This window comes from Mycobacterium sp. NGS54 (assembly GCF_059812465.1).
The window spans coordinates 510,217-528,438 of record NZ_JCALCS010000002.1 but is presented as its reverse complement, the minus strand read 5'-3'; the positions used below and the strand labels follow the sequence as shown (position 1 = coordinate 528,438).

Genomic DNA, 18,222 nt, shown 5'->3' with positions numbered 1-18,222 from the left:
CGACGCGCTCCTACGGCGAGGAGGGTGGGGGCGCTGGGTAGACGGTCAACTCGCCGGGCACCACGGACTTGCCCGTCGAAACCTCCCACGGCATGTCCGGGGCCCAGCGCTCGAAGGAGAGCAGGGCCGTCTCGTCGGCGTTGGTGCAGTCGAGGAATTCCATCTCACCGCCGGCGGGCAGGCCGGTGGTGCCCTCGGTCGTGTAGGACGCCCGGCCGCGCTCCGTTTCGTGGAACGCCACGCCGTCGATGACGTACTGGTCGCCCGGCTGCAACGAAAGGTCCTTGCGGGTCACCCACATCGCCAGCTCCAGGCGCCCGTCGTCCTCCTCGACGCTCAGCCAGATCGGCTGGTCGCCGCCCTCCAGCAGGTGCTCCCACCACACGAACGGGCCCTCGCGAAACGTCACGGACCCGCGGACCACCAGGTCGACTCCGCCGTAGCTGACGATGGCGCCGGGCCCGAGTTGGCGGGGCCCGAACTGCGGCATGGCGTTGAACGACAGCGGATCGGCACGCCCGGCCGAGCGGGCAGGCTTCTTGGGCCGCCGCAAAGCGATGACCAGCACAACGACCGACGCGATGAACAGCACCGCCGCGAGGACGAGCAGGAGTGTTCCCACGCCAAACCTTCCGTTGCCGCACTGCTAGAGCGAACGTGAGGCTATAAGTTAACAGCTTTTACCCGGTGGCAGCGTGTCCTGCCGGGTGCCGTCGGTGCCGCCGGTTAGGCTATCGAACAGCTGTTCGTACGAAGGAGCCGGCAAATGCGCGTGATGGGCGTCGACCCGGGGCTGACCCGATGCGGCCTGGCGGTGGTGGAGAGCGGCGGCGGGCGCAACGTCGTGGCGCTCGACGTCGACGTGGTGCGTACCGCGTCGGACGCGCCGCTGACCAAGCGGCTGCTGGCCGTCAGCGATGCCGTCGAGCACTGGCTGGACACCCACCGGCCGGACGTGGTGGCCATCGAGCGGGTGTTCTCCCAGCACAACGTGTCGACGGTGATGGGCACCGCGCAGGCCGGCGGCGTGGTTACGCTGGCGGCGGCCCGGCGCGGCATCGACGTTCACTTCCATACCCCCACCGAGGTGAAGGCCGCGGTGACCGGCAACGGGTTGGCCGACAAGGCGCAGGTCACCACGATGGTCACCAAAATCCTTGCGCTGCAGACGAAACCGACGCCGGCCGACGCGGCCGACGCGCTGGCGCTGGCGATCTGCCACAGCTGGCGGGCGCCGATGATCGCCCGGATGGCCAAGGCGGAGGCCTTGGCGGCGCAGCAACGGCACGCCTACCGGGCCAAGTTGGCGGCGAAGCGCAAGGCGGTCGCCCGATGATCGCATCGGTGCGCGGTGAGGTGCTCGAGGTGGCGCTCGACCACGTCGTGATCGAGGCGGCCGGCGTCGGTTACCGGGTCAACGCCACGCCGTCGACGCTGGCGACGCTGCGGCAGGGGACCGAGGCCAGGCTGATCACCGCGATGGTCGTGCGCGAGGACTCGATGACGCTGTACGGGTTCATCGACGCGCAGACCCGCGACCTGTTTCTGACGCTGCTGTCGGTGTCGGGGGTCGGGCCCCGGCTGGCGATGGCGACGCTGGCCGTGCACGACGCCGCCACGCTGCGACAGGTGCTGCACGACGGCGACGTCACCGCCCTGACCCGGGTGCCCGGCATCGGCAAACGCGGCGCCGAGCGGATGGTGTTGGAGTTGCGCGACAAGGTCGGCGGGGTCGTGGCCGGGGGCGCACCGCTGGTCAACGGCCACGCGGTGCGCAGCCCCGTGGTGGAGGCGCTGGTCGGGCTGGGTTTCGCCGCCAAGCAGGCCGAGGAGGCCACCGACAAGGTGCTGGCCGGCGATCACGACGCGACGACGTCCAGCGCGTTGCGGGCCGCCCTGTCCCTGCTGGGTAAGTCCCGGTGAGCGACGACTTCTCCGAACGCGACGTCTCGCCGGCGCTGACCGTCGGCGAGGGCGACATCGACGTCAGCCTGCGGCCCCGCTCGCTGCGGGAGTTCATCGGGCAGTCGCGCGTGCGCGAGCAGCTGCAACTGGTCATCGAGGGCGCCAAGAACCGCGGCGGCACACCGGATCACATCCTGCTGTCCGGCCCGCCGGGGCTGGGCAAGACCTCGCTGGCGATGATCATCGCGGCGGAGCTCGGCTCGTCGTTGCGGGTGACGTCCGGCCCGGCGCTGGAACGGGCCGGCGACCTGGCCGCGATGCTGTCCAACCTGGTCGAGCACGACGTGTTGTTCATCGACGAGATCCACCGCATCGCGCGGCCCGCCGAGGAGATGCTCTACCTGGCCATGGAGGACTTCCGGGTCGACGTGGTGGTCGGCAAAGGGCCTGGGGCGACGTCGATTCCGCTGGAGGTGGCCCCCTTCACGCTGGTCGGCGCGACCACCCGGTCCGGCGCGCTGACCGGCCCGCTGCGCGACCGGTTCGGATTCACCGCGCACATGGACTTCTACGAGCCCGCCGAGCTGGAGCGGGTGCTGGCCCGGTCCGCCGGGATCCTCGGCATCGAGCTGGGCGCCGACGCGGGCACCGAGATCGCGCGCCGCTCGCGCGGGACCCCGCGCATCGCCAACCGGCTGCTGCGCCGCGTGCGCGACTTCGCCGAGGTCCGCGCCGACGGCGTCATCACCCGCGACGTGGCCAAGTCCGCGCTGGCGGTCTACGACGTCGACGAGCTCGGCCTCGACCGCCTGGACCGGGCGGTGCTGTCGGCGCTGACCCGCGGCTTCGGTGGCGGCCCGGTCGGGGTTTCGACGCTGGCGGTGGCGGTGGGCGAGGAGCCCGCGACCGTCGAGGAGGTGTGCGAGCCCTTCTTGGTGCGGGCGGGCATGGTCGCGCGCACCCCGCGAGGCCGGGTGGCCACCGCCCAGGCCTGGACGCACCTGGGCCTGACCCCGCCCGCCGGGGCGGCCGGCCTCGGGCAACCGGGCCTCTTCGACTAGCGCCGGTTACGCCACCGCCGACCCGGGTACCCGTCAGCATCAGCAAACCGCTCGGCGGAGGAGATTCTGATGAGGCGCACTGGTCCTGACTATGAAAGCCCACGCACGGCATACATGCCACGCACCCGCGGTGCGGTGTCCGGGCTGCTCCTGATCCTCTTGGGTGCATGGGGGGCGCTGGCCCCGTTCATCGGACCCCTGATCAGGTGGACGTATTCCGTCGACCCGGCCTGGACGTGGACGGCCGCCAAAGGCTGGCTGGAGGTGTTGCCCGGCGTCGTCGCCGCGGTGGGCGGCCTGATCCTGCTCGTCGCGGGCAGCCGGTCCAGCGCCATGCTCGGCGGCTGGCTGGCGGTGTTCGCCGGCGCCTGGTTCGTGGTCGGCCGGGCGTTCGCCGCGACGCTGAACATCGGCGACGTCGGCCAGCCGGTGGCGGCGACGGACCTGAAACGGGCGCTGCTCGAGGTCACCTACTTCACCGGGCTGGGCGCGCTGATCGTGTTCCTCGGCGGCGCCGCCCTGGCGCGCGTCGCGGTCCGGCATGCGCGCGACGTCCGGGACGTCGCAGTGGCCGAACCGGCACCGGTCGCCGCGACGCCGGCACCGGAACCGGCCGGGTACGACGAATCACCTCGCGACGTGCGGGCCGAGGAGCCCGCCCGCGGCGGCTTCTTCCACCGCGGTGGCCTGTTCCGCCGGCACCATCACGCCGGCGTCTAGTGCCAGCCCGCTGACCGCGCGAGAGCACCGGTAGTTCCTGAGGGGCCGCCGGTGCTTTTTGCGCGCCAGGGCGACGGCGGCTCGGTATGGTTCTTGGGTCTTCGACTAGCGAGGAGGAGCGATGATCACCGCCGGGTTGGTGTTCGCCGGGCTGGCCGCCCTACTGCACGTGTACATCTTCACGATGGAGTCGCTGACCTGGACCTCGGCGCGCACCCGCGCCATCTTCGGCACGACGCCCGAGGAGGCCGAGACCACCCGGCTGCTCGCCTTCAACCAGGGCTTCTACAACCTGTTTCTCGCGATCGTCACCATCCTCGGCATTCCCCCGGTGATCATGGGCGACAAGGCCGTGGGCGTCGCGCTCGTTCTCGCCGGCGTGGGATCCATGGCCGCCGCCGCGATGGTGCTGCTGTTCTCCGCGCGTGACAAGGCGCGCGCCGCGGTGATCCAGGGCACGCTGCCGGTGATCGCCATCGTGCTGCTGGTGCTCGGCCTGTCCTCGTAACACCAGGAACAGCAGCCCCACTGGTCACGCTTTGCCGCTCCTTCTGCCCGCGCGGTGTTATATCGCGGCCGGGTCGGGTACTCCCGGGGGGCCGGAAATCGGCCCGGCTTCAATTGAGGAGATGGAATGAAATACGCAGATAGGGACCATCCAGGCGTGTTGACCATGCCGCGCTCGCGCGGCGCGATCAGCGGATTGATCCTGGTGATCCTCGGCGCCTGGGGTGCGTTGATCCCGTTCGTCGGTCCGCACTTCAACTTCGCGTACACGCCCGACCGCGACTGGGCGTGGACGACCGCGCGGGGCTGGCTCGAGGTGCTCCCGGGCGGCGCCACGGTGGTGGGGGGACTGCTGCTGATCGTCGCCGGCAACCGCATCGCCGCGATGCTGGGCGGCTGGCTCGCGGTGCTGTCCGGCGCCTGGTTCGTGGTCGGCGGGCAGATCGCTCCGCTGCTGGGCATCGGATCCGCCGGCGACCCGATCGCCGCGACCGAACGCAAGCGGGCCGCGCTCGAGGTTTCCTACTTCTCGGGTCTCGGCGCGCTGATCATCTTCGTGGGCGGGGTGGTCCTGGCGCGCACGGCCGTCCGGCTCGCGCGCGACGTCGAATCACTGGGCTATGGCGAGTCCGATGCAGCTGCGCCGGGCGGGGAGCCTGCGTATGCGTCCGGCCTCGAGGAGTCGTCGGCGGTGTCGTCGGGCGCGCTGACCAAGCCCCGCATGGAGCGTGGCTGGCGCCGCCAGCGCGAAGCGGGGTCGCCGAACGCGGCGTACCTGCGCTGGCCGCATCCGCAGGGCTGAGTCTCCGGATAAAGCGAATCGCCCAGCCCCGAAGGGGGCTGGGCGATCGCATTGGTGTTTACAGCAGTCCAAGCAGCTGCAGGTCGGTGACGTACTTGACGATGATCGGCGGGGAGACATGCGGAATGTCTTTGTCCGGGCCGATTTTCGCCTCCTGCACCGCGGCGCGGAACCGGTCGGTCGGCGCCAGCGAACCCCGCAGCGGCTTCTCGGGCTTCTGGTAGTTGTGCAGCAGCGGCAGCAGCGAGTACTGGCGCTGGCGTTCCGGCAGGGCCCGCATCGACCCCTCGAACCGGCGCAACCACTCGCCGTGCTCGGCGATGCGCTGGATCGGGTAACCGGCGTCGATCAGCCAGTCGACGTACTCGTCGAGGCCGATGCCGTCGTCGTAGGGGTTCATCACGTGGTACGTCTCGAACCCCTCGGTCGGCACCAACGTGGAGATCGCGGCGGCGATGAACTCGACCGGAAGGCCGTCGTAGTGCGCCCGCTGCCGGTTGCCGTCGGCGTCCAGCTCGTAGAACGAACCGGGCGCGACGCCGGTGGCGACCAGGCTCAGCATCATCCTGGTGAACATGTCCGGCAGGTTGAGCTGGCCCGCGTAGGTGGTGTCGGCCAGGATCATGTCGCACCGGAACACCGCCACGGGCAGGCCGCACAGGTCGTGCGCCTCGCGCAGCAGCACCTCGCCGGCCCACTTGCTGTTCCCGTAGCCGTTGGCGTAGGCGTCGTTGATCGCCCGCGTCGGGCTGATCTGCCGGATGTCGGCGTCCTCGACGAACTTGCCCGGCTCGATCTGGTCGCCCACGCCGATCGTCGACACGTAGACGTACGGCTTCTGCCTGGTGGTGAGCGCCAGCCGGATCAGCTCGGCGGTGCCCACCGCGTTGGGCCCGAACAGCTCGCTGTACGGCAGCACGTGGTTGACCAGCGCCGCGGGGTCGACGATCAGGTCGACCGTGTCGGCCAGCCGCCGCCAGGTCTGCCGGTCCAGGCCGAGGTCGGCCTCGCCCTTGTCGCCGGCGACGACCTCCAGGTGGTCGGCAGCCAGCGCCCGGTAGTGGGCCAGTAGCTCGGGGTCTCCGCTGTCGAAGGTCTTGTCGAGCCGCGCGTGGGCCTCTTCGTCGGAGCGGGCCCGCACCAGGGCGATCAACTTGCCGTCGACCAGGTCCATCCGCTCGAGCCATTCCAGCGCCAGGTAGCGGCCCAGGAAGCCGGTCGCGCCGGTCAGCAGGACCGTCCGTACCTCGGAGGTGGGCTTGGGCAGCTCCGGCGCGGCGGTCAGCGTGGACGCCTCGAGGAACTTGTCCAGCGTCAGGTCGGCGGCGTGCACCTCGGTCGCGTCTTCCTTATTTGAAAAGCCGTGCACCGAGGCGAAGCTGGGCCGCCTGGTGCCCTTGCGCTGGCCCTCGATGTAGGTGGCGATCGCCGCGAGGTCGTTGGCGGGGCTGACGATCACGCCCACCGGCACGTCGACGTCGAAGATCTCGTGCAGCAGGTTGCCGAATGTCAACGCCGACAACGAGTCTCCGCCCAGGTCGGTGAAGTGCGCGTCCGCGGACAGGTCGCCGGCCGCGCTGCCCAGCAGCGCGCCCGCGGCCCGGGTGACCGTTTGCAGCGCCGGGGCGTCGGCTCCGCTGCGGCGCAGCTCGCTGAGCTCGTGGGCCTGGCCCTCGGCCAGCTCGGCGTAGAGCTGTTCCAGCCGCTCGCCGTAGTGCTGCTTCAGCTTCGGCCACGCCAGCTTGCGGATGCCGGTCAGCAGACCGTTCTCCAGCGTGAAAGGCGTTGTCTCGATGATGAAGTCGCGCGGCACCTCGTAGGACTGCAGGCCGGCGTCCTTCGCGACGTTCTGCAGCGAGTCGGCGATCAGCGGCTTGAGCGACTGAATGTCGTTGGCCGCCAACGCCTCTTCGGTTGGCACCACGACGGCCAGCAGGTACGGGTGGGCGCTGTTGCCGTAGACGTAGATCTGGCGCACCAGCGGGCTGTTGCCGAACACCGCCTCCAGCTTCGCGACGGTGACGAATTCGCCCTGCGCGAGCTTGAGCACGTTGTTGCGGCGGTCGACGTAGACCAGCTTGTCGGGGGCGACCTCGGCGACGACGTCGCCGGTGCGGTAGTAGCCGTCCTCGTCGAATACGCCCGCGGTGACCTCGGGCCGCTTGTAGTAGCCGGGGAACATGTTGTTGGTCTTGAGCAGCAGCTCGCCGCGCGGGTACGGCCGGTCGGTGGCGAAGTAGCCCAGGTCCGGGACGTCGACCAGCTTGTAGTCGATCACCGGCGGGCGTTGCACCTCGCCGTCGAACAGGACCATCCCCGCCTCGGTCGACCCGTAGCCGTCCAGCAGGTGCATCTCGAGCAGGGACTCGACCCACTCCCGCAGCTCCGGGGAGGTGGGCGCCGAGCCCGTCATCGCGAAGATGAACCGGCCGCCCAGCAGGTACTGGCGCAGCTCGTCCATCACCTGGGCCTCGCCGTCTCCGCGGTCCACCCGGCGCTGGTATTCCGCGTAGATGGTCTCCCAGATCCGCGGCACGAAGTTCATCTCGGTGGGCCGGACCAGCTCGAGGTCCTCCAGCAGCGTCGAGAGGTCGCTGCGGGCCGCGAAGTAGGCGGTGCCGCCGTTGCCGAGGGTGCCGTAGAGGATGCCGCGCCCCATGACGTGGCTCATCGGCATGAAGTTGAGGGTGATCGACGCGGCGCTCGGCCCGAACCAGTTCCGGGCCGACCGGCACCACATCTTCCCGACGTTGCTCGCCGGGTACATCGCGCCCTTGGGCGCGCCGGTGCTGCCGGAGGTGTAGATCAGCAGGGCCAGGGGGTCGGCTGAATTTTCCGGGTCGGCGCCGCCACCCGGCGCCTCGGGCAGCGCGCTCCCGCGCTCCAGCAGGTCGGCCAGGGTCTCGACAGCGACGGCGGTGTCGGCCAGCCGCGCGCGGGCGGCCTCGACGGCCTCGCGCTCGTCGTCGGCCTCGGGGTGGTAGTCGAACACGATCAGCTTGGCCGGCGCCTGCCCGCCCAGGATCAGCTCGACGGCGTCCGGCAGCTGGTTCACGCTGGCCGCGATCACGCTCGGCTCGGTCTCGGCCACGATCGGCTGCAGCTGGGTGATCGCCGCGCTGGTCTGCAGCGGCACCGACACGGCGCCGATCATGCCGAGCGCGATGTCGATGGTGGCGTAGTCGACGCTGTTGAAGCCGAGCACGCACACCCGGTCGCCGGGCCGGACCGAGTCGTGGGCCAGCGCGCGGGTCAGCGCGCCGACGCGGTCGCGCAGCTCGCCGTAGCTGACGGTCTCGTAGCGGGGGAGCAGCTCGAGCGACGTGCGTCCGGTCTTGGCGTCCTTGACGACCTCGACGGCGCGCTGCCCGAGGGCCGGGCGGTCGGCGTAGCCCTCGAGCACGGTCTGGATGATCTGCGGCAGGCGCAGTCCAGGCTGCTCAAGGGCCTCGGCGACGGCCGGGTCCGGTCGGGCGGCGGCGAACTGTGCGTCGTTGGCGGTGAGGTCGTCGACGCGGCGGGCGAGCCATTGTTCCTGCGTGGTGGTAGTCGACATAAAGGTTCCCTTTAACGCGTAAGCACTAGGTGATTGGGTCGCGCGACGTTGCGCTGATGTCAAAAACGTTAGCAAAACTAACGGTATTCCTCAACGAGCCCGCCCGGGGTGTGATGTTGCACACCGGCCCTAGAGCTCGCTGAGAAGACCGGTCAGGGTGTCGACGCCCTCGGTCAGCAGCTCGTCGCTGATGGTCAGCGGTGGCAGTAGCCGGATGACGTTGCCGAACATCCCGCACGTCAACACGATCACCCCGGCCGCGTGGGCGGCCTTCGAAAGCGCTTCGGTCAGTTCGGGGTTGGGGTCCGCCGTCCCCGACTTCACCAACTCCACGGCGATCATGGCGCCGCGGCCACGAACGTCACCGATCCGGTCGTCGGATGCCTGGACCCGCAACAGCGGCTCGGTCATCAGCCGTTCCAGCCGCCGCGCCCGCTCGATCAGGCCGTCGCTCTCGATGGTCGCGATGGTGGCCAGCGCCGCCGCGCACGCCACCGGGTTGCCGCCGAACGTGCCGCCCAGGCCGCCGACGTGCGGGGCGTCCATGATTTCGGCGCGGCCGGTCACCGCCGACAGCGGCAGCCCGTCGGCGATGCCCTTGGCGGTGCAGATCAGGTCGGGTTCCAGGCCGGCCGGACCCTCGTGCTCGCAGGCGAACATGGCGCCGGTGCGCGCGAAGCCGGTCTGCACCTCGTCGGCGATGAACACCACGTCGTTGCGGCGGCACCAATCCAGCAGGGTGGGCAGGAATCCCTCGGCCGGCACGATGAACCCGCCCTCGCCCTGGATCGGCTCGATCAGGACGGCGGCCAGGCTCTCCGCGCCGACCTGGCTCTCGATCACGCGGATCGTCCGCGCGGCGGCCTTCGCGCCGTCGGTGGCCAGTTCCTTGTCGAGCAGGCCGTCCCGATAGGGATAGGACAGCGGGGCGCGGTAGATCTCCGGGGCGAACGGCCCGAAGCCGCTCTTGTAGGGCATGGACTTGGCGGTGAGCGCCATCGCCAGGTTGGTGCGCCCGTGGTAGGCGTGGTTGAACGCCACCACGGCCGGCTTGCGGGTGTAGGCGCGCGCGGCCTTGACGGCGTTCTCGACCGCCTCGGCGCCGGAGTTGAACAACACCGAGCGCTTTTCGCCGGAGCCCGGGGTGATCCGGTTGAGCTCCTCGGCAACGGCGACGTACTCCTCGTACGGCGTCACCATGAAGCAGGTGTGCGTGAAGTCGGCGACCTGCGCGCGCACCGCGTCCACCACCCGTGGCGACGAATTGCCGATCGTGGTGACCGCGATGCCGGACCCCAGGTCGATGAGCCGGTTGCCGTCGACGTCCTCGACGATGCCGCCGCCGGCGCGCGCGACGTAGACCGGCAGCGAGACGTTGACGCCGTGGGACACGGCCGCGGCCCGGCGCTTGTTGAGTTCCAGCGATGTGGGACCGGGGATTTCGGTGACCAGCTGGCGAGTCTGCTCGAGGCTGGCCACGACTCCTCCTCACCGCGGCGCGAGTGTCACGTCGCGCGTCAAGCCTATCTGGTCGGCCGCCACTCAGCGGGGCCAGTCATCGGCCACCCGGGGTGCTGGCAGACTGGCCGTTACTGGTCGTTTCGAGCCCCGGAATGCCGAATAAGAGAGATAGGCGCGATGAATAGTTTGGTCATGTTTTTGCCGTTCGTGCTCATCATGGTCGGCTTCATTTACCTGCAGGGGCGCCGGCAGAAGAAGACGATGCAGGCCACCATCGACCTGCACGACTCCTTGCGCCCCGGGGACCGCGTGCACACCACGTCGGGTCTGGAAGCCACCGTCGTCGCCCTCACCGACGACACGGTCGACCTGGAGATCGCCTCCGGCGTGGTCACCACGTGGATGAAGCTGGCCATCCGCGACAAGATCCTGCCCGAGGAGCCCACCGGGGCCCACGAGTTCGGCGACGACGACGGTGCCGACGACTTGGAGGAATCCGACGGGCTGACCGACCCGGGCCGGTAGGTGACAGGCACGTAGGCTTTTCTAGGCTCTGCCGGGGCAAGAAACCGATTCGCGAGGAGATACGAGGAAAGTGGCATCGTCATCGGCGCCGGTGCACCCTGCCCGCTACCTGTCGGTGTTCCTGTTGCTGCTGATCGGCGTCTACCTGGCGGTGTTCCTCACGGGCGACAAGCGGGCCGCGCCCAAGCTCGGCATCGACCTGCGGGGCGGCACCCGCGTAACGCTGACCGCGCGCACGCCCGACGGCTCCCGGCCCAGCCGGGAGGCGCTGGCGCAAGCGCAGCAGATCATCAGCGCCCGGGTCAACGGCCTCGGCGTGTCCGGTTCGGAAGTCGTGGTGGACGGCGACAACCTGGTCATCACGGTGCCCGGCAACGAGGGCAACGAGGCCCGCAACCTGGGCCAAACCGCTCGCCTCTATATCCGGCCGGTGCTCAACTCGATGCCGGCGCAGGCCGCCCAGCCCAAGCCGCCGGCCCAGGCGCCCCCGGGCGGGCCGGCGCCCCAGCAGCCGGCGCCCGGCCAGCAGCCGGCGCCGGGCCAGCCTGGCGGGGCGCAACCCCAGCTGCCCGCGCAACCGGCGCCGCCCGCGCAGCCGGCGCCGCGCCCGCAACCACGGCCCTATCCGCAGGACCCGCCCCCGGGCCCGGCGCCCAGCCCGGCACCGGCGCCGCCGCCCGAGGCGCCCGCTCCGCCGCCGGAGGCGCCCGCACCGCCGGACCCACGCAAGGACCTGGCCGAGCGCATCTCCGAGGAGAAGACCTGGCGGCAGAGCACCCGCCAGGGCATCCAGTTCCTGGCCCTGCAGTTCCAGGCGACCCAATGCGATAAAGACGACATCCTGGCCGGCAACGACGACCCGGCGCTGCCGCTGGTGACCTGCTCGACCGACCACAAGGTCGCCTACCTGCTGGGGCCGTCGATCATCAGCGGCGACCAGATCGCGGACGCGACGTCGAGCCAGAACCAGCGCGGCATCGGCTACGTCGTCGACCTGCAATTCAAGCCCGCGGCGGCCAACACCTGGGCGGACTTCACCGCCGCCCACGTCGGCACCCAGACCGCCTTCACGCTGGACTCCCAGGTGGTCAGCGCCCCGATGATCCAGGAGGCCATTCCCGGCGGGCGCACCCAGATCTCCGGCGGCCAGCCGCCGTTCAACGCCACGACCGCGAAGCAGCTGGCCAACGTCCTGAAGTACGGGTCGCTGCCGCTGTCCTTCGAATCATCGGAGGCCCAAACCGTCTCGGCGACACTGGGATTGACCTCGCTGCGGGCCGGCCTGCTCGCCGGCGCGATCGGCCTGGTCCTGGTTCTGGTGTATTCGTTGCTGTACTACCGGGTGTTGGGTTTGCTCACCGCCTTGTCGCTAACCGCGTCCGGCGCAATGGTTTTCGCGATCCTGGTGATCCTGGGCCGCCAGATCGACTACACCCTGGATCTGGCGGGCATCGCCGGCCTGATCATCGGTATCGGCACCACCGCCGACTCGTTCGTGGTGTTCTTCGAACGCATCAAAGACGAGATCCGCGAGGGTCGTTCGTTCCGGTCGGCGGTGCCGCGGGGCTGGGTGCGGGCGCGCCGGACGATCTTGTCGGGCAACGCGGTCACCTTCCTGGCCGCCGCGGTGCTCTACGCCCTGGCGATCGGCCAGGTGCGGGGGTTCGCCTTCACCCTGGGCCTCACCACGCTGCTCGACACCGTGGTGGTGTTCCTGGTGACCTGGCCGCTGGTCTACCTGGCGTCCCAGTCTGCGACGCTGGCCAAGCCGGCCTACAACGGCCTGGGCGCCGTGCAGCAGGTCGCGCGCGAACGCCGGGCCGCGGACGTGAAGACGGGACGGGGATAGGGCATGAGCGCCGCCAAGGATGCGACCGCGCTGACCGACAGCGCCCAGTTGCCGCACCACAATTTCATCTCCCGGCTGTACACGGGCACGGGCGCGTTCGAGGTCATCGGGCGGCGCCGGCTGTGGTACGGGATCAGCGGCGCGATCGTCGCGGTCGCGCTCCTCAGCATCGTGCTGCGCGGCTTCACCTTCGGAATCGACTTCAAGGGCGGCACCACCGTCTCGATGCCGCGCGGTAGCGCCCAGACCGCGCAGGTGTCCGAGGTCTTCGCGAAGACGATCGGCAAGGACGCGGAGTCGGTGGTCATCGTCGGCAACGGCGCCTCGGCGACGGTGCAGATCCGCTCGGAGACGCTGACCAACGAGCAGACCACCAAGCTTCGCAACGCGTTGTTCGACGCCTTCCAGCCGAAGGGCGCCGACGGCAAGCCGAGCAAGCAGGCCATCAGCGACACTGCGGTGTCGGAGACCTGGGGCGACCAGATCACCAAGAAGGCGCTGATCGCGCTGGTGGTGTTCCTGGCGCTGGTCAGCCTGTACATCACCATCCGCTACGAGCGGTACATGGCGATCTCCGCGCTGACCACCATGGTTTTCGACCTGACCGTCACCGCCGGCATCTACTCACTGGTCGGCTTCGAGGTCAGCCCCGCCACGGTCATCGGGCTGCTGACAATCCTGGGTTTCTCGCTCTACGACACCGTCATCGTGTTCGACAAGGTCGAGGAGAACACCCGCGACTTCCAGCACACCAACCGGCGCACCTTCGCCGAGCACGCCAACCTGGCGATCAACCAGACGTTCATGCGCTCGATCAACACCAGCCTGATCAGCGTGCTGCCGGTGCTGGCGCTGATGGTCGTGGCGGTGTGGCTGCTGGGTGTCGGCACGCTGAAGGACCTGGCGCTGGTGCAGCTGGTCGGCATCCTGGTGGGCACCTACTCGTCGATCTTCTTCGCGACCCCGCTGCTGGTCACCCTGCGCGAACGCACCGAGCTGGTGCGTACCCACACCCGCCGGGTCCTCAAGCGGCGCGGCCGCTCCGACGACTCGGCCGTCGAGATCTCCGAGACCGCCGCCGACGAGCCCACGGAAGCGTCTGAGGCGGCCGAGGCGTCCGAGGCGTCCGAAGCCCCCGCGAAGGCCGCCCCGAGCAAGCCGGCGCCCGGCGCGCGCCCGGTGCGCCCCACCGGGACCCGGCGCCCCACCGGCAAGCGAAACGCAGGCCGGCGGTAGGCCAGATGTTGGGGGCCGGCCGGGGGAACCTGAGGGGGACCGCGGCGGCTGCGTTGGCCGCGACGCTGCTGGCGGCCTTCGCGCTGACCGGGTGCTCGGGCAGCGCCGCCTCGAACGTCGACTACGTGGTCGACGGCCCGTTGGCCACCTACAACACCAACACCGTCGCCGGCGCCGCGTCGGCGGGGGCGCAGGCGTTCGCCCGCACCCTCACCGGCTTCGGCTATCACGGCCCCGACGGCCAGGTCGTCGCCGATCGCGACTTCGGCTCCGTCTCGGTCGTGAGCGGGTCGCCGCTGGTGCTGGACTACCAGATCGCCGACAACGCCGTCTACAGCGACGGCAAGCCGGTGACCTGCGACGACCTGGTGCTGGCCTGGGCGGCCCAGTCGGGCCGGTTTCCCGGCTTCGACGCCGCCACCCAGGCCGGCTACGTCGACATCGCCAACGTCGAGTGCATCCCCGGCCAGAAGAAGGCCCGGGTTTCCTTCGCCCCCGACCGCGCCGTTGTCGACTACGCCCAGCTGTTCTCCGCGACCTCGATCCTGCCGTCGCACGTGATCGCCGATCAGCTCAACGTGGACGTGACCGCGGCGCTGCTGAGCAACAACGGGCCGGTGGTGGCGCAGATCGCCAAGCTGTGGAACACCGGCTGGGACCTCAAGCCCGGTGCCGACGTCAAGCGCTTCCCGTCGTCGGGGCCGTACAAGATCGAGCGAATCCTGGACGGCGGCGCGGTGGTGCTCGTCGCCAACGACCGGTGGTGGGGGCCCAAGGCGGTCACCAAGCGGATCACCGTCTGGCCCCAGGGGCCCGACATCCAGGACCGGGTCAACGGCCGCAGCGTCGACGTCGTCGACGTCGCGGCCGGTTCCTCCGGCGCGCTGGCCACCCCGGACAACTACGAGCGCGCCGATTCGCCGTCGGACGGCATCGAGCAGCTGATCTTCGCGCCGCAGGGGCCGCTGGCGCAGACCAAGGCCCGCCGCGCGTTCGCGTTCTGCACGCCGCGCGACACGATCGCGCACGACGCCGGGGTGGCGATCGCCAATTCCCGCCTGCAGCCGGCCACCGAGGACGCCATCGCGGCCGGTGAGGGCGCCGCCGAAGCCGGCCCGTTCGGCAAGGCCGACCCCGCCGCCGCCCGCGACGCGCTGGGCGGCGCGCCCCTGCCGGTGCGCATCGGCTACCAGGGGCCCAACGCGCGGCTGGCCGTGACCGTCGGGACGATCACCAAGTCCTGCGCCCCGGCCGGCGTCACCGTCACCGGCGTCCCGCTGGACACCTCCGGGCCCCAGGCGCTGCGCGACGGCAAGATCGACGTACTGCTGGCCAGCACCGGCGGGGCCACCGGCAGCGGGTCGACGGGCTCGTCGGCCATGGACGCCTACGCCCTGCACAGCGGCAACGGCAACAACCTGTCCGGCTACAACAATCCCCAGGTCGACGCGGCGATCAGCGCGCTGGTGGTGTCGGCCGACCCGGCCGAGCGGGTCAGGCTGCTGGCGCAGGCGGCCCCCCTGCTGTGGGCCGACATGCCGACCCTGCCGCTGTACCGGCAGCAGCGCACGCTGCTGACATCGAAGAAGATGTACGCCGTGAGCAGGAATCCGACCCGGTGGGGAGCCGGCTGGAACATGGATCGATGGGCGCTGGTCGAGTGACGCGCGTCCCGGTGGCCGACTTGATCGCGTCGCTGACGCGCGACGTCGCCGACTTCCCGCAGCCCGGCGTGCAGTTCAAGGACCTCACCCCGCTGTTCGCCGACCGGGGCGGGATGAACGCGGTCATCGACGCGCTGGTCGAGATCGCGGCCGGCGCCGACCTGGTGGCCGGCATCGACTCCCGGGGGTTCCTGGTCGCCGCGGCCGTCGCGGGCCGGCTGGGCACCGGCGTGCTGGCCATCCGCAAGGCCGGCAAGTTGCCGCCGCCGGTGTACGCCGAGCGCTACGACCTGGAGTACGGCAGCGCGACCCTGGAAATCCCGGCCGACGGGATCGATCTGCGCGGCCGAGACGTTGTCGTCATCGACGACGTGCTGGCCACCGGCGGCACCCTCGGCGCGGCCGCCCGGCTGTTGGAGCGGGCCGGGGCGCACGTGACGGCGGCCGCGGTGGTGGTGGAGCTCGTCGCGCTGGGCGGTCGCGAGGCGGTGACGCCGCTGCCGGTGTACAGCCTGAGCCGCGCCTAACCCGGGGATATAAGCGATATCCTCGACTTCGGAGGTGACAATCGTGGCGGACGACCAGAGCACGACGCAGGCCGTCGCGCCGCCGATCGAAGAGACGCCGATCGTCGAGCCCTCGGAGGCGCCGACCGAGACGCTGAAGACCTCCAGCAGCGCGTCGCGCCGGGTCCGGGCCCGGCTGGCGCGGCGCATGACCGCCCAGCGCAGCACGCTCAACCCCGTGCTCGAGCCCCTGGTGGCGGTGCACCGGGAGATCTATCCCAAGGCGAACCTGCAGCTGCTGCAGCGGGCGTTCGAGGTCGCCGACGAGCGGCACGCCACCCAGCTGCGCCACTCCGGTGACCCCTACATCACGCACCCGCTGGCCGTCGCGAACATCCTGGCCGAATTGGGCATGGACACCACCACTTTGGTGGCCGCGCTGCTGCACGACACCGTCGAGGACACCGGCTACACGATCGAGGCGTTGAGCGAGGAATTCGGCGAGGAGGTCGGCCACCTCGTCGACGGCGTGACCAAGCTGGACCGGGTGGTGCTGGGCAGCGCCGCCGAGGGCGAGACCATCCGCAAGATGATCACCGCCATGGCCCGCGACCCCCGGGTGCTGGTGATCAAGGTCGCCGACCGGCTGCACAACATGCGCACCATGCGCTTCCTGCCGCCGGAGAAGCAGGCCCGCAAGGCCCGCGAGACGCTGGAAGTCATTGCACCCCTTGCCCATCGGCTGGGCATGGCCAGCGTCAAGTGGGAGCTGGAGGACCTGTCGTTCGCGATCCTGCACCCCAAGAAGTACGAGGAGATCGTGCGGCTGGTCGCCGGGCGCGCGCCGTCGCGCGACACCTACCTGGCCAAGGTCCGCACCGAGATCGTCAACACCCTGGGCGCGTCGAAGATCAAGGCGACGGTCGAGGGCCGGCCCAAGCACTACTGGTCGATCTATCAGAAGATGATCGTCAAGGGCCGCGACTTCGACGACATCCACGACCTGGTCGGCATCCGCATCCTGTGCGACGAGATCCGCGACTGCTACGCCGCGGTCGGCGTCGTCCACTCGCTGTGGCAGCCGATGGCGGGCCGGTTCAAGGACTACATCGCCCAGCCCCGCTACGGGGTGTACCAGTCGTTGCACACCACCGTCGTCGGGCCCGAGGGCAAGCCGCTGGAAATTCAGATCCGCACCCGCGACATGCACCGCACCGCCGAGTACGGCATCGCCGCGCACTGGCGCTACAAGGAAGCAAAGGGCCGCAACGGCGTTCCGCATCCGCACGCCACCGCCGAGATCGATGACATGGCCTGGATGCGTCAGCTGCTCGACTGGCAGCGGGAGGCCGCCGACCCGGGCGAGTTCCTCGAGTCGCTGCGCTATGACCTTGCGGTCCAGGAGATTTTCGTCTTCACCCCCAAGGGCGACGTGATCACGCTGCCGACCGGGTCGACGCCGGTGGACTTCGCCTACGCCGTGCACACCGAGGTCGGCCACCGCTGCATCGGCGCCCGGGTCAACGGCCGCCTGGTGGCGCTGGAACGCAAGCTCGAAAACGGGGAAGTCGTCGAGGTTTTCACGTCCAAGGCGCCCAACGCCGGGCCGTCGCGGGACTGGCAGCAGTTCGTGGTGTCCCCGCGCGCCAAGACGAAGATCCGCCAGTGGTTCGCCAAGGAGCGCCGCGAGGAGGCGCTGGAGGCCGGCAAGGACGCGATGGCGCGCGAGGTGCGCCGCGGCGGACTTCCGTTGCAGCGCTTGGTAAACGGCGAGTCGATGGCCGCGGTGGCCCGCGAGCTGCACTACGCCGACGTGTCCGCGCTCTACACCGCGATCGGTGAGGGGCATGTGTCGGCCCGCCACGTCGTGCAGCGGCTGTTGGCCGAGCTCGGCGGCATCGACCAGGCCGAGGAGGAACTCGCCGAGCGGTCCACGCCGACCACCATGCTGCGCCGCCCGCGCAGCAGCGACGACGTCGGCGTCTCCGTCCCCGGCGCCCCGGGCGTGCTGACCAAGCTGGCCAAGTGCTGCACGCCGGTGCCCGGCGACCAGATCATGGGCTTCGTCACCCGCGGCGGCGGGGTCAGCGTGCACCGCACCGACTGCACCAACGCCGCCTCGTTGCAGCAGCAGGCCGAACGCATCATCGAGGTGCTCTGGGCGCCGTCGGCGTCGTCGGTGTTCCTGGTGGCCATTCAGGTCGAGGCGCTCGACCGGCACCGGCTGCTGTCGGACATCACGCGGGTGCTGGCCGACGAGAAGGTCAACATCCTGTCGGCGTCGGTCACCACCTCCGGTGACCGCGTGGCGATCAGCCGGTTCACCTTCGAAATGGGCGACCCGAAGCACCTCGGGCACCTGCTCAACGTCGTGCGCAACGTCGAGGGCGTGTACGACGTCTACCGCGTGACGTCCGCAGCCTGAAGTTC

General features: G+C 70.3%; 15 protein-coding genes. 12 read left to right on the top strand and 3 right to left on the bottom strand.

Translation table 11 applies throughout. The features are described 5' to 3' along the window. Positions 1-10 precede the first annotated feature (10 nt). Positions 11-622, bottom strand: a complete 612-nt coding sequence (locus AC5Y5E_RS07120) for a DUF4178 domain-containing protein (protein WP_499902281.1) — start codon at positions 620-622, stop codon at positions 11-13. Positions 623-766: 144 nt separating this feature from the next. On the opposite strand from AC5Y5E_RS07120, the gene ruvC reads away from it, so the two are divergent. The 6 genes from ruvC to AC5Y5E_RS07090 all read left to right on the top strand — a co-directional run bounded on the left by ruvC (position 767) and on the right by AC5Y5E_RS07090 (position 4,995). Further along, the gene (ruvC, locus tag AC5Y5E_RS07115; RefSeq protein WP_499902280.1) at positions 767-1,336 is read left to right on the top strand and encodes a crossover junction endodeoxyribonuclease RuvC; all 570 of its coding nucleotides are present in this window, start codon (positions 767-769) and stop codon (positions 1,334-1,336) included. Beyond that, the gene (gene ruvA, locus AC5Y5E_RS07110) at positions 1,333-1,923 is read left to right on the top strand and encodes a Holliday junction branch migration protein RuvA (protein WP_499902279.1); all 591 of its coding nucleotides are present in this window, start codon (positions 1,333-1,335) and stop codon (positions 1,921-1,923) included. The genes ruvC and ruvA overlap by 4 nt, the downstream gene beginning before the upstream one ends. Next, the gene (gene ruvB / locus AC5Y5E_RS07105) at positions 1,920-2,966 is read left to right on the top strand and encodes a Holliday junction branch migration DNA helicase RuvB (protein ID WP_499902278.1); all 1,047 of its coding nucleotides are present in this window, start codon (positions 1,920-1,922) and stop codon (positions 2,964-2,966) included. The genes ruvA and ruvB overlap by 4 nt, the downstream gene beginning before the upstream one ends. A gap of 69 nt (positions 2,967-3,035) precedes the next feature. Beyond that, positions 3,036-3,686 carry a hypothetical protein gene (locus AC5Y5E_RS07100; RefSeq protein ID WP_499902277.1) on the top strand — a complete coding sequence of 217 codons (651 nt, stop codon included), beginning with the start codon at positions 3,036-3,038 and terminating at the stop codon, positions 3,684-3,686. 121 nt (positions 3,687-3,807) lie between these two features. Further along, positions 3,808-4,194, top strand: a complete 387-nt coding sequence (locus tag AC5Y5E_RS07095; protein WP_499902276.1) for a DUF1304 domain-containing protein — start codon at positions 3,808-3,810, stop codon at positions 4,192-4,194. A 126-nt stretch (positions 4,195-4,320) separates the two neighbouring features. Further along, positions 4,321-4,995, top strand: a complete 675-nt coding sequence (locus AC5Y5E_RS07090; RefSeq protein ID WP_499902275.1) for a hypothetical protein — start codon at positions 4,321-4,323, stop codon at positions 4,993-4,995. A gap of 58 nt (positions 4,996-5,053) precedes the next feature. On the opposite strand, the gene car is transcribed toward AC5Y5E_RS07090, so the two are convergent. Beyond that, entirely contained in the window at positions 5,054-8,551 is a 3,498-nt protein-coding gene (gene car, locus AC5Y5E_RS07085) for a carboxylic acid reductase (RefSeq protein WP_499902274.1), read from the bottom strand. Between the two features lie 129 nt (positions 8,552-8,680). Beyond that, positions 8,681-10,030, bottom strand: a complete 1,350-nt coding sequence (gene gabT, locus AC5Y5E_RS07080) for a 4-aminobutyrate--2-oxoglutarate transaminase (protein WP_499902273.1) — start codon at positions 10,028-10,030, stop codon at positions 8,681-8,683. A gap of 159 nt (positions 10,031-10,189) precedes the next feature. Here gabT and yajC point away from each other — a divergent pair, with 159 nt between their 5' ends. From yajC to AC5Y5E_RS07050, 6 genes are all read left to right on the top strand, one after another. Next, positions 10,190-10,537, top strand: coding sequence for a preprotein translocase subunit YajC (gene yajC, locus AC5Y5E_RS07075; protein WP_499902272.1), 348 nt, complete (start codon positions 10,190-10,192; stop codon positions 10,535-10,537). A 70-nt stretch (positions 10,538-10,607) separates the two neighbouring features. Further along, positions 10,608-12,386 (top strand): protein translocase subunit SecD, encoded by a 1,779-nt coding sequence (gene secD / locus AC5Y5E_RS07070; protein ID WP_499902271.1) that lies wholly within the window; start codon positions 10,608-10,610, stop codon positions 12,384-12,386. A gap of 3 nt (positions 12,387-12,389) precedes the next feature. Then, positions 12,390-13,622 carry a protein translocase subunit SecF gene (gene secF / locus AC5Y5E_RS07065; RefSeq protein WP_499902270.1) on the top strand — a complete coding sequence of 411 codons (1,233 nt, stop codon included), beginning with the start codon at positions 12,390-12,392 and terminating at the stop codon, positions 13,620-13,622. 5 nt (positions 13,623-13,627) lie between these two features. Beyond that, the gene (locus AC5Y5E_RS07060; protein WP_499902269.1) at positions 13,628-15,286 is read left to right on the top strand and encodes an ABC transporter substrate-binding protein; all 1,659 of its coding nucleotides are present in this window, start codon (positions 13,628-13,630) and stop codon (positions 15,284-15,286) included. Next, on the top strand, positions 15,268-15,813 hold the full coding sequence (locus AC5Y5E_RS07055; RefSeq protein ID WP_499902268.1) for an adenine phosphoribosyltransferase: 546 nt from the start codon (positions 15,268-15,270) through the stop codon (positions 15,811-15,813). Before AC5Y5E_RS07060 ends, AC5Y5E_RS07055 begins: the two co-directional genes overlap by 19 nt. A gap of 43 nt (positions 15,814-15,856) precedes the next feature. Continuing rightward, a complete protein-coding gene (locus tag AC5Y5E_RS07050) occupies positions 15,857-18,217 on the top strand; it encodes a RelA/SpoT family protein (RefSeq protein WP_499902267.1) in 2,361 nt (786 codons plus the stop codon). Positions 18,218-18,222: the final 5 nt, after the last annotated feature.

What these genes read in the sequence shown, in the direction of transcription:
- ruvC (WP_499902280.1), top strand. Translation starts at nt 767, where the DNA reads ATGCGCGTGATGGGCGTCGACCCGGGGCTGACCCGATGCGGCCTGGCG.
- ruvA (WP_499902279.1), top strand. Translation starts at nt 1,333, where the DNA reads ATGATCGCATCGGTGCGCGGTGAGGTGCTCGAGGTGGCGCTCGACCAC.
- AC5Y5E_RS07100 (WP_499902277.1), top strand. Translation starts at nt 3,036, where the DNA reads ATGAGGCGCACTGGTCCTGACTATGAAAGCCCACGCACGGCATACATG.
- AC5Y5E_RS07095 (WP_499902276.1), top strand. Translation starts at nt 3,808, where the DNA reads ATGATCACCGCCGGGTTGGTGTTCGCCGGGCTGGCCGCCCTACTGCAC.
- AC5Y5E_RS07090 (WP_499902275.1), top strand. Translation starts at nt 4,321, where the DNA reads ATGAAATACGCAGATAGGGACCATCCAGGCGTGTTGACCATGCCGCGC.
- car (WP_499902274.1), bottom strand. Translation starts at nt 8,551, where the DNA reads ATGTCGACTACCACCACGCAGGAACAATGGCTCGCCCGCCGCGTCGAC.
- yajC (WP_499902272.1), top strand. Translation starts at nt 10,190, where the DNA reads ATGAATAGTTTGGTCATGTTTTTGCCGTTCGTGCTCATCATGGTCGGC.
- secF (WP_499902270.1), top strand. Translation starts at nt 12,390, where the DNA reads ATGAGCGCCGCCAAGGATGCGACCGCGCTGACCGACAGCGCCCAGTTG.
- AC5Y5E_RS07060 (WP_499902269.1), top strand. Translation starts at nt 13,628, where the DNA reads ATGTTGGGGGCCGGCCGGGGGAACCTGAGGGGGACCGCGGCGGCTGCG.
- AC5Y5E_RS07055 (WP_499902268.1), top strand. Translation starts at nt 15,268, where the DNA reads ATGGGCGCTGGTCGAGTGACGCGCGTCCCGGTGGCCGACTTGATCGCG.